The organism is Streptomyces sp. NPDC057424 (genome assembly GCF_042803315.1).
Taxonomy (GTDB): Bacteria; Actinomycetota; Actinomycetes; order Streptomycetales; family Streptomycetaceae; genus Streptomyces.
In genome coordinates this window covers 129183-142797 of record NZ_JBHVCP010000002.1, presented here as the reverse complement: position 1 = coordinate 142797, position 13615 = coordinate 129183, and the positions used below count along the sequence as shown (strand labels likewise).

Sequence of the window (13615 nt, the reverse complement as noted above, 5' to 3'; positions counted from 1 at the left end):
CGCATTGTGCGGCAACGTTCGGCGCAGCATTCTACTTGGGAAGGCGCGCGGGTTGGCTGCCTGCTCTGCGTCCGGGGCGTCAAAAGTTCGGCAGTAGACGCGTCTGTTCGCCAACATTCGCCACCCTTGAACCAGGGGCGGCGCTACTGGACCACCCGTTAAGTTGCGACGGCCCGAAGCATCTCTCTCCATTACTGGCGAATCGCGTCTGCTGCCGATGATCGAGCCGGCGGGAGGGGGCGTGTCAGCGAGGTGCAGCGCGGCGCCCCACCCGCCGCCCTCGCGGCGAGTGTTCTTGCCTCGGATGGGGGAGGCCGCACGTGCCACAGGGACTGCTTCCCGCGGGGCACTTGTGGTGTACCGGGCGGTGGTCCAGAAGTAAGCCATGGTCAGGCGCTGTAGTGCCCGCGGTCTGTAAAGCTGCTGCGCTACCGCCTGTTGGCCGTCCGGAGGGGGTGCGGGGCGCGCGGTTATCCCTGGTCCCTGCCGCACAGGGAGCGGTGGTAGGCGAGCCGAAGGGCCGCATCACGCATGGGCCGGACCTCGGCTGTCGTGAACAGGCGCTGGATCTCGTTGCAGGTGAGTGCGATCGGCCCGACTGGGGCGGGACGGCGGGTGTGCTCGTCGGCACGGACGACCGCGAGGAAGGCGTGGGCGAGGTGACCCAGCGTGACCACAAGGTGAAGCGGCGGACCTGGTGCTCGTCTGGAAGATTCTCAGCGTCCGCTACCGCGGACCGCTGACGGTCCTCCCCGAGAGCTTGGAGAATGTCACCCAACTCGAGCTCTACCTGACCTGGAGCCCGGCTTGATCAACATCGTTCTGGATAGCCCTCCGGACCACCGGACGGGAACAGGGAGGGACGCGTGGATCGACACGAGAAGAAGCGGCTCCGCGACTACATCGGCGAGCATCTGGACGTCTCCAGGACGCGCTTGACGGACGACGAGGCGAGGTTCCTCAGCGACTTCCTCGACGAGTACGACGCGACCTACAAGGGTCGCACGGAGACCCGCACCACGAGCCGTGTCGGCTGGAGCTCCGACGGGAAATACACACGTCGCGAGACGTTCACCGACACGTTCACCGACGACGTCGGCATCCGCCAGGACTACGAGTATCAGGACGACGATGGGCAGAGCGGGGCGTCCACGAACGTGATCACGGACGCCCGAGGGATCCTGAACTGGTTTGGAGACCGCACCTAAGTGGCGGTGGGGCCGATGTGGGGTTGGTGCCCCCGAGAGAGGGAAAGGCCCAGCTCAAGCTGGTTGCGTCGCGCAGACTGTAAATCTGCCGGCTCAGCCTTCCCAGGTTCGAATCCTGGCGCCGCCACACTGGGGAAGACCCCCTCTCATCCGCGGAGACGTGGATGAGAGGGGGTCTTTCGTTTCTGGGGGTCGTTGGGCCCTGCCGCGGGCAGCGTGAGGTGTCTCACCCATAGACGCAGCCCCTGGGTGTCTACGTCAGCGCACCGGCCGGAGGCCACCACTACGGCCGGGGCGCAGATGACGCTCACCTCCTGACATGCCCGGCGAACCCCGAGCGGCCAGGGGATCCTCCGAGGCCCGAGGCCCGACGGAAGGGAACGGAACGCTTCGGACCGGTGCGCGTAATACCTCGTTCCCTCGAATGAACGGCTGGGCTCTGCAGCGGATATGGATATCGCTACGGTGTTCAGTGCGATTCGCGGAACACGGAACACGGAACACGGAACACGGAACACGGAACACGGACACGGACACGGACACGGCACATGGAACGTGCAACGCGAAATGCGAAACACGGAATGCCGGACGCAGAAAAAGAAGAGGGAGAAGATGACCGGGATGCGCAGGACCACGCTTGCCCTGGGAGCCACCCTTTTCGCCGGGGCCGGGGCCGGGGCCGGGGCCGGGGCCGGGGCCGGGGCAGGGCCGCCCGCGCCGATGCCGCCGCCGTATCACGAGGCGCCTTTGTGATCCCTGCCGGTGCCCGGGCCGGTCCAGCCCCGGGACAGTGCCGCCCACGCTCACATGGGCCAGGTCCGTGACGATGTGGCGGCCGGGGTCGTCGGCGCCGTCAACCGGCAGCGCGCCCAGGCCGGTTGCAGATCCGTGCGGCTGCGGGCCTCCCTCAGCCGCGCCGCCCAGAGGCACAGCGCCGACATGGCCCGCAGGCAGCGTCTCAGCCACACAGGAAGCGACGGCAGCAGCCCGGCCACGCGAATGCGGGACGCCGGCTACCACCCCGGCCACATCGCTGAGAACATCGCCGCCGGTCCTGGCACACCCGCCTCCGCCGTCCGTACCTGGATCGACAGCCCCGAGCACCGGGCCATCGTCCTGACCTGCCGTTACACCCATGCGGGGGTCGGCGTCGCGACCGGCGACGGGGGACCCTGGTGGACGCTGGACCTGGCCACCGGCCACTGAGCCGGATGCGCCCTTTCCCCGGTACATCGCATACCGCTGCCGTCCGCTCACTCCATGAAGAAAAGCCATAGGGGGCAGGAGTGCAAAAAGAAAGGCAAGGAGTCATCCGCTCCTCGCCACTCTCAACATATAGCGTAAGGGGGGCCTTGCGGCAAGGCCCCCCTTACGTCGCAGAATCTTCGACCTGAAGCCAGGAACGGGCGAAAATGGGGGTCTGCCTTGCTTGAGGTGATCATTGCCGGCGGTGGCCCGACCGGAATGATGCTGGCCGGGGAACTGCGGCTGCACGGCGTGCAGGTGCTCGTGCTGGAGAGGGAGGCGAAGCCGACCCCGTACGTGCGTGCGCTCGGTCTGCACGTGCGCAGCATCGAGGTGCTGGACCAGCGCGGTCTGCTGGAGCGTTTTCTCGCCGAGGGCAGGAAGCACCCGGTCGGCGGCTTCTTCGCCGGCCTCGCCGGTTCGTCGCCTGACCGGCTGGACACCGCACACGGGTATGTCCTCGGCATCCCGCAGCCCCTCACCGACCGTCTCCTGGCCGAGCACGCCGCCGAGCTCGGCGCCGAGATCCGGCGTGGCTGTGAACTGGTCGGGCTGAGCCAGGACAGTGACGGCGTGACCGTTGAGCTGGCCGACGGCAGGCGGCTGCGCTCCCGCTACCTGGTCGGCTGCGACGGTGGCCGCAGCACGGTCCGCAAGCTGCTCGGCGTCGGGTTTCCCGGTGAGCCCTCCAGGGTCGAAACGCTGCTGGGCGAGATGGAAGTGGCCGCGTCGCCGGAGGAACTGGCGGCTGTGACGGCCGAGGTCCGCAAGACGCACTTCCGGTTCGGCGCCATGCCGATGAAGGACGGGGTGCACCGCGTCATCGTGCCCGCCGAGGGGGTCGCCGAGGAGCGTACGGTCCCGCCGAGCTTCGAGGAGTTCAAGCAGCAGCTGCGGAAGTTCGCCGGCACCGACTTCGGTGTGCACGCGCCACGTTGGCTCTCCCGTTTCGGCGATGCGACCCGGCAGGCCGAGCGCTATCGCGTCGACCGGGTCCTGCTGGCCGGCGACGCCGCGCACATCCACCCGCCGACCGGCGGGCAGGGGCTCAACCTCGGCCTCCAGGACGCGTTCAACCTCGGCTGGAAGCTGGCCGCCGAACTGCGCGGCTGGGCACCGGAGGGGCTGCTGGACAGCTACCACACCGAACGCCACCCGGTGGCCGCCGCCGTGCTGGACAACACCCGTGCGCAGATGCACCTCCTGGCACCCGAGCCGGGGGCGCAGGCCGTGCGCCGGCTGCTGGCGGAGCTGATGGACTTCGAGGAGGTGAACCGGTACCTGATCGAGAAGATCACCGCGATCGCCGTCCGCTACGACCTCGGCGAGGGCCATGAACTGCTCGGCCGGCGGCTGCGGGACGTGCGGTTGAAGCGAGGCCGCCTCTACGAGCAGATGCGCGGCGGGCGCGGTCTGCTGCTCGACCAGACCGGCGGCCGGCTGTCGGTGGCGGGCTGGTCGGACCGGGTCGACCACGTCGTGGACGTCAGCGCGGAACTCGACGTTCCTGCGGTGCTGCTACGACCGGACGGCCACGTGGTCTGGGCCGGCGAGGACCAACGGGAACTGCTCGACCGACTGCCGAGGTGGTTCGGAGCGGCATCCGGCTGAGAGTGCTTGGTGTGGGTCGGGGGGTGGGGGATGCCGGGCGCGCTCGTGGGGCCGGGGGTGGGGCATGTGGGCGCGCTCGACCGGCATGCCCCACCCCCTCGGCGCCCTGCTCGGCGCCGGCGTCGGCGAGTTCGATGCCGTGGTCGTCCGCGCCGGCGCCCGGGGCCGCCGGCGCAGCGGTGCCGCCCGGGGCGGGTCACCGGTCGCGATGACCGTGTGCGCGCCGGTGTCCAGGTCGGAGGAGGCGTACGCCCAGTCGAGGCCGGTCCGCGTCGTGGCGGCCACGTTGCCCGCCATGTCCACCAGCGCGACCCGCGCGCCGCTGGGCGGCGCGCACCCTCCGCGTACCGTGCCCCGCCCCTGTGCGCCGGGCGGCACACTGACCCCATGTCCTCCCGCCGCAGAGTCTGCCCCGAGTGCCGCCGAGAGATCGCCGTCGTCGCAGGGCGGTACGCGCGCCACGATCCACCCGGCGCCCGCGAGCACGGCGAACTCACCTCCTGCCCGGGCTCTCGCCGCCAGGCCCGGCCGGGTCCGGAGCAACCGTCCCTGGACGGCTACACGGTCCCGGAATTCCCCGGCCAGCTGCCCCTGTTCTGAGCGGCTCCGCCATGCGGTCGGCGTCGAACCTCAGTTCCCCGCCACCGACTTCACCGCCACCGACACCGGAGCCGGCCCGCTGATCAGCTCCAGGGTGAGACCGGCCGTCGCGGAGGTGTCCACCAGCTCCGCCAGCACGGCGGCCACGTCGTCGCGGGGGATCGGGCCGCGGCCCGTGTGCGCCTCCAGGCGTACGAGACCGGTGCCCGCGTCGTCGGTGAGCTGGCCGGGGCGCAGGATCGTCCAGTCCAGGCCGTCCAGTCGGCGCACGTACGCGTCCGCCTCGCCCTTGGCACGCAGGTACACGTCGAAGATCTCGTCGCCCTGGTGGCGCGGGTCGGCGCCCATGGACGACACGATGACGAAGCGCCGTACGCCCGCCTTGACCGCCGCGTCCGCGAAGAGGACCGCCGCGGCCTTGTCCACCGTGTCCTTGCGGGCCACCCCGCTGCCCGGGCCCGCGCCCGCCGCGAAGATCGCGGCGTCGGCACCCCTGAGCCGCTCCGCGACCTCGTCCACGGACGCCGACTCCAGGTCGAGCACGACCGGTTCGGCGCCGGCCTGCCGCAGATCGTCGGCCTGTTCGGCCTTGCGGATGAGTCCCGCCACCTCGTCCCCGCGCGCGGCGAGCAGCCGCTCCAGCCGCAACGCGATCTGACCATGACCACCAGCGATGACAATGCGCATGCCTTCGACCGTACGCCTGGCCAGCACCGTTCGCCGCACGACTCGGGCCCAGCCTGCCGTACGACTCGGGCCCAGCCTGCCGCACGACTCGGACTCCAGCCTGCCGTACGACTCGGGCCCCTCTGCCGCACGACTACGGCCACACCCTGCCGCACTACGGCCCCACCCCGCCGCACGACTCCGGCCACACCCCGCCGCAGGCCTTACGGCGCTTCGCCCCGACCCTGACGCGGCAGCCCCAGTTCCACCGAGGCCGCCGAACTGCAGTACTCCCGCACCGCGCTGGTCCGCGCCACCACGCGCCCCTGATGCACGACGATCCGGCTGTACGCCAGTGACAGCACCGCCGCGAGCCGGTCCCCGCGCACCGCGAGCAGCTCGGCAGGGAATCCCGCCTCCACGCGCACCTCGGGCAGCCCCAGCACCGCCCGCGCCGAGGAGCTCACCGCGTCGTACGCCTCCTCGGGCGACACTCCGTAGCGCGAGGCCAGCAGGAAGGCCGCCTCCAGCGGGTCGCCACGCCCCACCGGGTTGGACACGTCCCGCAGCGCCCCGCTCCCGGCGGCCACTCGGACCCCGGCCGCGCGCAACAGCCGTACGGGGGCCGCCCCGCGCCGGTCGACACCGCCGCACCCGCCCTGCGGCAGGCACACCACCGCCACCCCGGCCGCCGCGAGTTGGTCGGCGGTCCGCGAGGCCACCTCGGAGGGCAGTCGGCCGAGGTCCCCGCACGGGCTGAGGGTCACCCCGGGGCGCAGTCCGCCGGCCATCGCCGCGAGCCGGGCCAGCCGGGCCGGGTCCCCGGCGTCCGTGTGCAGGTCGACGGGGCAGCCGTGCTCGGAGGCCATCTCCAGGACCGCCTCCACGTACCCCGTCGGATCAGGGTCGAGGTCCGGCCGGCCACCCACGACCGAGGCGCCCATCTTCACCGCGTCCCGCAGCATCGCCAGCCCGTCCGCGCCGGCCACCCCGGTCAGCACCCGGGGCATCGCCACCGTCGTCAGCTCCGCCAGCCCGCGCAGCGCCCGCCGCGCCTGCAGCACGGCCGCCAGCGCGCCCAGCCCCTGGACGTCCCCCACGCGTACGTGCGCGCGCAGTGCGGTCGCCCCGTGCCCGAGCTGGAGCAGCGCGGCCTCCGTCGCCCGCCGCTGCACGTCCTGCGGCTCGTACGGGACCGGGCCCTCGGCGTCGGCCGACAGGGCCGTGTCGGCGTGGGCGTGCGGCTCGGCCGGGGCGGGTAGCAGGAGATAGCCGCTGAGGTCCACGCGCGCCCCGCACGCGCGGGTGCCGCCGGCCCGCAGACTCCCGGCCGTGCCGACCGCCTCGATGCGCCCGCCGTCCAGCCGTACGTCCACGGTCCGGCCGTCCGTGAGCCGTGCCCCGCACAGCAGCAGCGACGACGGGTCGGCCGGACCCGGGGAGGACGACGGGGGCGGTGGTGGCTGCGGCCGGCTGTCGGGCATCGCACTCCAGGGGCTCGGGCTGTGCTCGGAGGACGCATGATCACGCAGAGTGAGACGAGCCTAGGACGGCCGTTGGCCCGCGGCGGGGAGGAGCGCAATAGTCGTACCGGCGTGGTCCGCTCATGGCACGGGAGGCACCCACGAGGCAGCCGGGAGGACGGTCCCGGTGCCCGGGCCGGGTGCCTCGAAACGGATTTGGGTGAACGGCTGCCGAGCGTGTAATGTCTTCATCGCTCGCCCCAATAGCTCAGTCGGCAGAGCGTCTCCATGGTAAGGAGAAGGTCAACGGTTCGATTCCGTTTTGGGGCTCTGGTGTGACTGGTTCCGTCGCGAGGCGGGACCGGATCACATCAAAGCGGTGTAGCTCAGTCGGTAGAGCAAGCGGCTCATAATCGCTGTGTCACCGGTTCAAGTCCGGTCACCGCTACTCTCAGTAGCCGATTGCGGGGTCGGTCCTTCGATCGGCTACTCTTCTTGCGTTAAATGTCCATCCGTTCGTCTTAGGAGCACTCACGTGGCTGCCACCGACGTCCGCCCGAAGATCACGCTGGCCTGCGTGGAGTGCAAGGAGCGGAACTACATCACCAAGAAGAACCGGCGTAACAACCCGGATCGTCTTGAGATGAAGAAGCACTGCCCGCGTTGCAATGCGCACACCGCGCACCGCGAAACGCGATAAAAACAGGCTCGTACACGAGGCCGTTCCCGAGTGATCGGGGGCGGCCTCGCGTCGTTGAGGGACCCGTACCGGTCAGTAGAGCTACCAGGAGGTACCGAGCCATGGCGCTCGACCAGTCCTTCGTGGGGCGGACGTACCCGCCCACCGCGCCCTACGAGGTGGGCCGGGAGAAGATCCGTGAGTTCGCCGAGGCGGTCGGGGACGCCAATCCGGCGTACACGGACGCGGAGGCCGCCAAGGCGCTCGGGCACTCCGACGTGATCGCCCCGCCGACCTTCGTCTTCGCGATCACCTTCAAGGCTGCCGGCCAGGTCGTGCAGGACCCGCAGCTCGGCCTGGACTACAGCCGCGTGGTGCACGGCGACCAGAAGTTCGCCTACCGCCGCCCGGTCCGCGCCGGCGACCGGCTCACGGTCACCTCCACCATCGAGGCCGTCAAGTCCCTCGCGGGCAACGACATCGTGGACATCCGAGGCGAGGTGCACGACGAGGCGGGCGAGCACGTCGTGACCGCCTGGACCAAGCTCGTGGCCCGCGCGGCCGAGGAGGCGTGAGCGACCCCATGACCGCGAAGATCTCCTACTCCGACGTCGAGGTCGGCACCGAACTGCCGGCGCAGACCTTCCCCGTGACCCGCGAGACCCTCGTCCGGTACGCGGGCGCCTCCGGCGACTTCAACCCGATCCACTGGAACGAGAAGTTCGCCCAGGAGGTCGGCCTGCCGGACGTCATCGCGCACGGCATGTTCACCATGGCCGAGGCGATCCGCGTGGTCACCGACTGGGCCGGCGATCCGGGCGCGGTCCTCGAGTACGGCGTCCGCTTCACCAAGCCCGTCGTCGTCCCGAACGACGACCAGGGTGCCGTGATCGAGGTGGCCGGCAAGGTCGCCGCCAAGCTCGACGGCAACACGGTCCGCGTGGACCTGACGGCGACCAGCGCCGGGCAGAAGGTGCTGGGCATGTCGAGGGCGGTTGTACGCCTGGCCTGAGACGGCCGCGACACGACGTAAGGGGCGCTCTCCACTGGGGCGCGCCCCTTACACATGGGTGCGTGCAGACCACCGGTTGACATGGTTAGTGATTGAGCACTAACTTCGCATGCATGGTCAGGATGAGTGCGGAAGAGCGGCGTGAGAGCGTCATCCGCGCGGCGACGACGGAGTTCGCCCGCGGTGGCTACCACGGCACCTCGACCGAGGCGATCGCCCGCCGGGTCGGTGTCTCGCAGCCGTACCTCTTCCGGCTCTTCCCGAGCAAGAAAGCCATCTTCCTGGCCGCGGCCGAGCGCTGCGTGGAGGACAGTATCCGCACCTTCGCGGAGGCCTCCGAAGGGCTCCACGGGGAAGAGGCCCTGCATGCCATGGGCAACGCGTACACCGAGGTCATCGAAGAGCGGCCCGAGCGGCTCATGATGCAGATGCAGATGTACGTGGCCGTGAAGGCCGCCGAGGAGGAGGGCGACCACGAGTTCGGTGAGTCGGTGCGCAGCGGATGGATGCGGTTGTGGGACACCGTCCACCTGCCGCTCGGGGCCGACGCCAAGGAGACGACGACCTTCATGGCGTACGGGATGCTCATCAACTGCCTGACGGCCATGGGTTTCCCGCCCGGGCACCGTGTCTGGGAGGGGATGTACCCCTCGGCGCGCAGCGACGGCCGGCTGGAGCACTGACGGGGAAGGGTGCGGTTTTCCGCGCGTCTTCATGACCGCGAAAGTTAGTAATCAATAACTAATCGATCATCGCAGATTTGATTCTCTCCTTGGGGGAGCGATGTCACAGCAGACCGCACGTCGCGGGGGAGCCGCCTGGGCCCTCGTCATCACCAGCGTCGCCGGATTCATGGCGGCCCTCGACAACCTCGTCGTCACCACCGCCCTGCCCTCCATCCGCGAGGATCTCGGCGGAGAACTCCACGACCTGGAATGGACCGTGAGCGCCTACACGCTCACCTTCGCCGTCCTGCTGATGTTCGGCGCGGCCCTCGGCGACCGCTTCGGCCGGCGCCGGCTGTTCATCGCCGGGTTGTCCGTCTTCACCGGCGCCTCCGCCGCCGCGGCCCTGGCGCCCGGCATCGACTCCCTCATCGCCGCCCGCGCCGTCCAGGGCGTCGGCGCTGCCGTGATGATGCCGCTGACGCTCACCCTGCTGACCGCCGCCGTGCCCGCCGCCAAGCGCGGCATGGCGTACGGCATCTGGGGCGCCGTCAACGGACTCGCCGTCGCCTCCGGACCGCTCGTCGGCGGCACCCTCACCGAACACATCTCCTGGCAGTGGATCTTCTGGCTGAACGTCCCGCTGGGCCTGGCCCTCCTGCCCCTCGCCCGCCTCCGCCTCGCCGAGTCCCACGGCACCGGAGCCCCGCTCGACATCCCGGGCACCCTGCTCGCCAGCGGCGGCCTCTTCGGCATCGTCTACGGCCTGGTACGCGGCCCGGCCGACGGCTGGACCGGCCCATTCGTCCTGACGGGCCTGTTCGCGGGCTCCGCGCTGCTCGCCGGCTTCATCCTCTACAGCACCCGCGCCAAGAACCCCATGCTCCCGATGCGGCTCTTCCGCTCCCGTGCCTTCGCCGGCATCAACGCGGCGAGCCTGCTGATGTTCCTCGGCATGTTCGGCTCGATCTTCCTGCTCAGCCAGTACATGCAGGGCGTCCTCGGCTACTCGCCCACCGAGGCGGGACTCAGGATGCTGCCCTGGACGGGCATGCCGATGCTGGTCGCCCCGATCGCCGGCATCCTGGCCGACCGCGTCGGCGGCCGCCCGGTCGTCGCGGCGGGCCTCTTCCTGCAGGCACTGGGCCTCGGCTACATGGCGGTCGTGGCCACGGCGGACGCCTCCTACAGCGCCCAGCTGCCCGCCCTGATCATCAGCGGCACCGGCATGGCCCTGTTCTTCGCCCCCGCCGCACACCTGGTGATGTCCAGCGTCCGGCGCCACGAGCAGGGCATCGCCTCCGGCGCGAACAACGCCCTGCGCGAGGTGGGCGGAGCGCTCGGCATCGCCGTCATGGGGTCGATCTTCGCGGCCCAGGGCGGCTACGAGACCGGCCAGACCTTCGTCGACGGCATGCGGCCGGCCCTGGTGACGGGCTCCGCTGTGGTGGCCCTCGCAGGCATCGCCGCCCTACTGATACCGACCCGGCGGCACACCGAGCGACAGGCGGCCCCGGCCGAACCGCCGCCGGTTCTGGAGACGGCCGCCCACTGACCCCGCAGCAACTCGACAAGGAGAAGCGGCATGCCCACCCTTCCCTGGACCGTCCCGAACACTCCGCCCACCCCGCCCCGCGACACCGAGGTGTACGTCTTCGCCTCCCGCTTCGAGACCCGCACGCTGTGGGGAGCCCTGAAGTTCCTCGCCGGGACGCCCGCCGTCTGGCGGCAGGTGCGCCGGAGCCCCGGCGCCTACGGAGCGACCCTGAGGGCGAAGCCCCTCAAACGGACCTTCTGGACCCTGTCGGCCTGGGAGTCCAAGGACGCGCTCCACGCCTTCGTGCGCGCGGGAGCCCACGGCCCGGCCGCACGGGGCCTCGCCCCGCAGATGAGGGACTCGGCCTTCACCACATGGCAGGTGAGCAGCGACGAACTCCCGCTGCCCTGGTCCGAGGCGCTGCGCCGGCTGCCCTGACAGCCACCACGCGCGCGTGCGGCCCCTTTCCCCGGGAAAGGGGCCGCACCCACACGTGCCCGGCGCCGTCAGTGCCGTCTCGTACTCTTGAGCCCGTGCAGGAACTCCACGACGCCCCCCTCGCCCCGCTGACGACTTTCCGGCTGGGCGGCCCCGCGACCCGGCTGATCACCGCCACGACGGACGACGAGGTGATCGCCGCCGTCCGCGAGGCCGACGAGGCGGGCACCCCGCTGCTGCTCATCGGCGGCGGCTCGAACCTGGTGATCGGCGACAAGGGCTTCGAAGGCACCGCCCTGGTGATCGCCACCAAGGGCTTCTCACTCGACGGCACCACGCTGGAGCTGGCCGCCGGCGAGGTCTGGACCGACGCCGTCGCCCGCACGGTCGAGGCGGGTCTGGCCGGCATCGAATGCCTCGCCGGCATCCCCGGCTCGGCGGGCGCGACCCCCATCCAGAACGTCGGGGCCTACGGCCAGGAGGTCTCCTCCACGATCACCGAGGTCGTGGCCCACGACCGCCGCACCGGCGAAACGGTCACTCTGGCCAACGAGGACTGTGCCTTCTCCTACCGCCACAGCCGCTTCAAGTCCGACCCCGAGCGCTACGTGGTCCTGCGCGTCCGCTTCTCCCTGGAGGACGCCGACGGCCTCTCCGCCCCTCTCCGGTACGCCGAGACGGCCCGCGCCCTCGGCGTGGAAGCGGGCGATCGCGTCCCCCTCGCGCAGGCCCGCGAGACGGTGCTCAAGCTGCGCGCCGGCAAGGGCATGGTCCTGGACCCCGAGGACCACGACACCTGGTCGGCCGGCTCCTTCTTCACCAACCCCATCCTCACGGACACGGACTTCGCGACGTTCCGCGCACGCGTGCGTGAGCGGCTCGGCGACGGGGTGGAGCCTCCCGCCTACCCGGCCGCCGACGGCCACACCAAGACCTCCGCGGCCTGGCTGATCGACAAGGCGGGCTTCACCAAGGGGTACGGCGACGGCCCCGCCCGCATCTCCACGAAGCACACGCTGGCGCTGACGAACCGGGGGAGTGCGACCACCGAGGACCTCCTCGCGCTGGCCCGTGAGGTCGTGGCCGGAGTCCGCGAGGCCTTCGGGGTCACCCTGGTCAACGAGCCGGTCACGGTCGGGGTCAGCCTGTAGGCACCGTGCCTCGGTGCTGGGGCCGGGTGGGTCCGCCACCCGGCGGAACGGGGTGCCGCTGCGCCCACCCGTGCCGCCCTTGGCGGCACGATCGCCCGCAGCCCAGCGGAAGCGGGGGCCCGCCCCCACGCGCCGGCAGCCGCCGCACGACGCAAGGGGACGTGTCGGGGGGCGTCCGCCCGCAGGGGGTGGCGCGTCAACGGACAGTCAGCCGGCGTTCGGCCCCATTGCGCCGTTCCGAGGACGGACACCCCCCGACGCGTCCCCGACCTCGACGGCGATGGGGCGCTAAGACGCCAGCCAGTCGTCCACCCCCGCCAGCAGCTTCGTCTTCACGCCCTCCGGCGCCGCCGACCCCCGCACCGACTGACGGGCCACCTCCGCCAGTTCCGCGTCCGTGAACCCGTGATGCCGCCGCGCGATCTCGTACTGCGCCGCCAGCCGGGACCCGAACAGCAACGGATCGTCCGCGCCCAGCGCCAACGGCACCCCCGCCTCGAACAGCGTCCGCAGCGGCACGTCCTCCGGTTTCTCGTACACCCCCAGCGCCACGTTCGACGCCGGGCACACCTCGCACGTCACCTGCCGGTCCGCCAGCCGCTTCATCAGCCGCGGATCCTCAGCCGCCCGCACCCCGTGCCCCACCCGGTTCGCCCCCAGGTCGTCCAGACAGTCCCGCACCGACGACGGCCCCGCCAGCTCACCCCCGTGTGGCGCGGACAGCAATCCGGCCTCACGCGCGATCCCGAACGCCCGGTCGAAGTCCCGCGCCATCCCCCGCCGCTCGTCGTTCGACAGCCCGAACCCGACCACGCCCCGGTCCGCGTACCGCGCCGCCAGTCGCGCCAGCGTCCGCGCGTCCAGAGGGTGCTTCATCCGGTTCGCCGCGACCAGCACCCGCATCCCGAGCCCGGTCTCCCGCGACGTCGTCTCCACCGCGTCCAGGATGATCTCCAGCGCCGGAATCAGCCCGCCGAGCCGCGGCGCGTACGACGTCGGGTCGACCTGGATCTCCAGCCACCCCGACCCGTCCCGCACATCCTCCTCCGCGGCCTCCCGCACCAGCCGCTGGATGTCCTCCGGCTCCCGCAGACACGAGCGCGCCGCGTCGTACAGCCGCTGGAAGCGGAACCAGCCCCGTTCGTCCGTCGCCCGCAGTCTCGGCGGTTCCCCGCCGACGAGCGCCTCGGTCAGCGCGTCGGGCAACCGGACCCCGTGCTTGTCGGCCAGCTCCAGCACGGTCGAGGGCCGCATGGACCCGGTGAAGTGCAGGTGCAGATGGGCTTTCGGCAGCTCAGAGACATCACGTACACGCTCCATCCCAGGATCCTGCCGTACGT

15 protein-coding genes and 3 tRNA genes are annotated in these 13615 nt (G+C 71.1%); 14 read left to right on the top strand and 4 right to left on the bottom strand.

Annotated features, from left to right (window positions below; genetic code table 11):
- Window positions 1-470: 470 nt before the first annotated feature.
- Window positions 471-677: a hypothetical protein gene (locus tag ACFU3E_RS02855; RefSeq protein ID WP_384150956.1), complete on the bottom strand. Its 207-nt coding sequence runs from the start codon at window positions 675-677 to the stop codon at window positions 471-473.
- Between the two features lie 189 nt (window positions 678-866).
- Here ACFU3E_RS02855 and ACFU3E_RS02850 point away from each other — a divergent pair, with 189 nt between their 5' ends.
- The 5 genes from ACFU3E_RS02850 to ACFU3E_RS02830 all read left to right on the top strand — a co-directional run bounded on the left by ACFU3E_RS02850 (window position 867) and on the right by ACFU3E_RS02830 (window position 4664).
- Window positions 867-1208, top strand: a complete 342-nt coding sequence (locus ACFU3E_RS02850; RefSeq protein WP_384150953.1) for a hypothetical protein — start codon at window positions 867-869, stop codon at window positions 1206-1208.
- A 46-nt stretch (window positions 1209-1254) separates the two neighbouring features.
- A tRNA-Tyr gene (locus ACFU3E_RS02845) sits at window positions 1255-1335 on the top strand.
- Window positions 1336-2015: 680 nt separating this feature from the next.
- Window positions 2016-2414, top strand: coding sequence for a CAP domain-containing protein (locus tag ACFU3E_RS02840; protein WP_384150949.1), 399 nt, complete (start codon window positions 2016-2018; stop codon window positions 2412-2414).
- 219 nt (window positions 2415-2633) lie between these two features.
- Window positions 2634-4064: a rifampin monooxygenase gene (gene rox / locus ACFU3E_RS02835; RefSeq protein WP_384150945.1), complete on the top strand. Its 1431-nt coding sequence runs from the start codon at window positions 2634-2636 to the stop codon at window positions 4062-4064.
- 387 nt (window positions 4065-4451) lie between these two features.
- Complete coding sequence (locus ACFU3E_RS02830; protein WP_384150942.1) at window positions 4452-4664, top strand: hypothetical protein; 213 nt, start codon at window positions 4452-4454, stop codon at window positions 4662-4664.
- Window positions 4665-4694: 30 nt separating this feature from the next.
- Here ACFU3E_RS02830 and ACFU3E_RS02825 read toward each other — a convergent pair whose 3' ends face one another.
- Both ACFU3E_RS02825 and ACFU3E_RS02820 read right to left on the bottom strand, forming a co-directional pair.
- Entirely contained in the window at window positions 4695-5351 is a 657-nt protein-coding gene (locus ACFU3E_RS02825; protein ID WP_384150939.1) for an SDR family oxidoreductase, read from the bottom strand.
- Between the two features lie 203 nt (window positions 5352-5554).
- Window positions 5555-6814 (bottom strand): amidohydrolase family protein, encoded by a 1260-nt coding sequence (locus ACFU3E_RS02820; RefSeq protein WP_384150935.1) that lies wholly within the window; start codon window positions 6812-6814, stop codon window positions 5555-5557.
- A 236-nt stretch (window positions 6815-7050) separates the two neighbouring features.
- On the opposite strand from ACFU3E_RS02820, the gene ACFU3E_RS02815 reads away from it, so the two are divergent.
- The 9 genes from ACFU3E_RS02815 to ACFU3E_RS02775 all read left to right on the top strand — a co-directional run bounded on the left by ACFU3E_RS02815 (window position 7051) and on the right by ACFU3E_RS02775 (window position 12275).
- Window positions 7051-7123: transfer RNA gene (locus ACFU3E_RS02815), tRNA-Thr, on the top strand.
- 45 nt (window positions 7124-7168) lie between these two features.
- Window positions 7169-7241: transfer RNA gene (locus ACFU3E_RS02810), tRNA-Met, on the top strand.
- A gap of 87 nt (window positions 7242-7328) precedes the next feature.
- Window positions 7329-7493, top strand: a complete 165-nt coding sequence (gene rpmG / locus ACFU3E_RS02805; RefSeq protein WP_003948671.1) for a 50S ribosomal protein L33 — start codon at window positions 7329-7331, stop codon at window positions 7491-7493.
- 101 nt (window positions 7494-7594) lie between these two features.
- The gene (locus ACFU3E_RS02800; protein ID WP_384150932.1) at window positions 7595-8047 is read left to right on the top strand and encodes a MaoC family dehydratase N-terminal domain-containing protein; all 453 of its coding nucleotides are present in this window, start codon (window positions 7595-7597) and stop codon (window positions 8045-8047) included.
- Window positions 8048-8055: 8 nt separating this feature from the next.
- Complete coding sequence (locus ACFU3E_RS02795) at window positions 8056-8484, top strand: MaoC family dehydratase (RefSeq protein ID WP_384151590.1); 429 nt, start codon at window positions 8056-8058, stop codon at window positions 8482-8484.
- Window positions 8485-8597: 113 nt separating this feature from the next.
- A complete protein-coding gene (locus ACFU3E_RS02790; protein WP_384150929.1) occupies window positions 8598-9167 on the top strand; it encodes a TetR/AcrR family transcriptional regulator in 570 nt (189 codons plus the stop codon).
- Window positions 9168-9267: 100 nt separating this feature from the next.
- Entirely contained in the window at window positions 9268-10704 is a 1437-nt protein-coding gene (locus ACFU3E_RS02785) for an MFS transporter (RefSeq protein WP_384150926.1), read from the top strand.
- A gap of 30 nt (window positions 10705-10734) precedes the next feature.
- Window positions 10735-11124: a DUF3291 domain-containing protein gene (locus ACFU3E_RS02780; RefSeq protein WP_384150923.1), complete on the top strand. Its 390-nt coding sequence runs from the start codon at window positions 10735-10737 to the stop codon at window positions 11122-11124.
- Window positions 11125-11219: 95 nt separating this feature from the next.
- Window positions 11220-12275 carry a UDP-N-acetylmuramate dehydrogenase gene (locus ACFU3E_RS02775; RefSeq protein ID WP_384150920.1) on the top strand — a complete coding sequence of 352 codons (1056 nt, stop codon included), beginning with the start codon at window positions 11220-11222 and terminating at the stop codon, window positions 12273-12275.
- 288 nt (window positions 12276-12563) lie between these two features.
- On the opposite strand, the gene ACFU3E_RS02770 is transcribed toward ACFU3E_RS02775, so the two are convergent.
- Window positions 12564-13595, bottom strand: a complete 1032-nt coding sequence (locus ACFU3E_RS02770; protein ID WP_384150917.1) for an adenosine deaminase — start codon at window positions 13593-13595, stop codon at window positions 12564-12566.
- Window positions 13596-13615 lie beyond the last annotated feature (20 nt).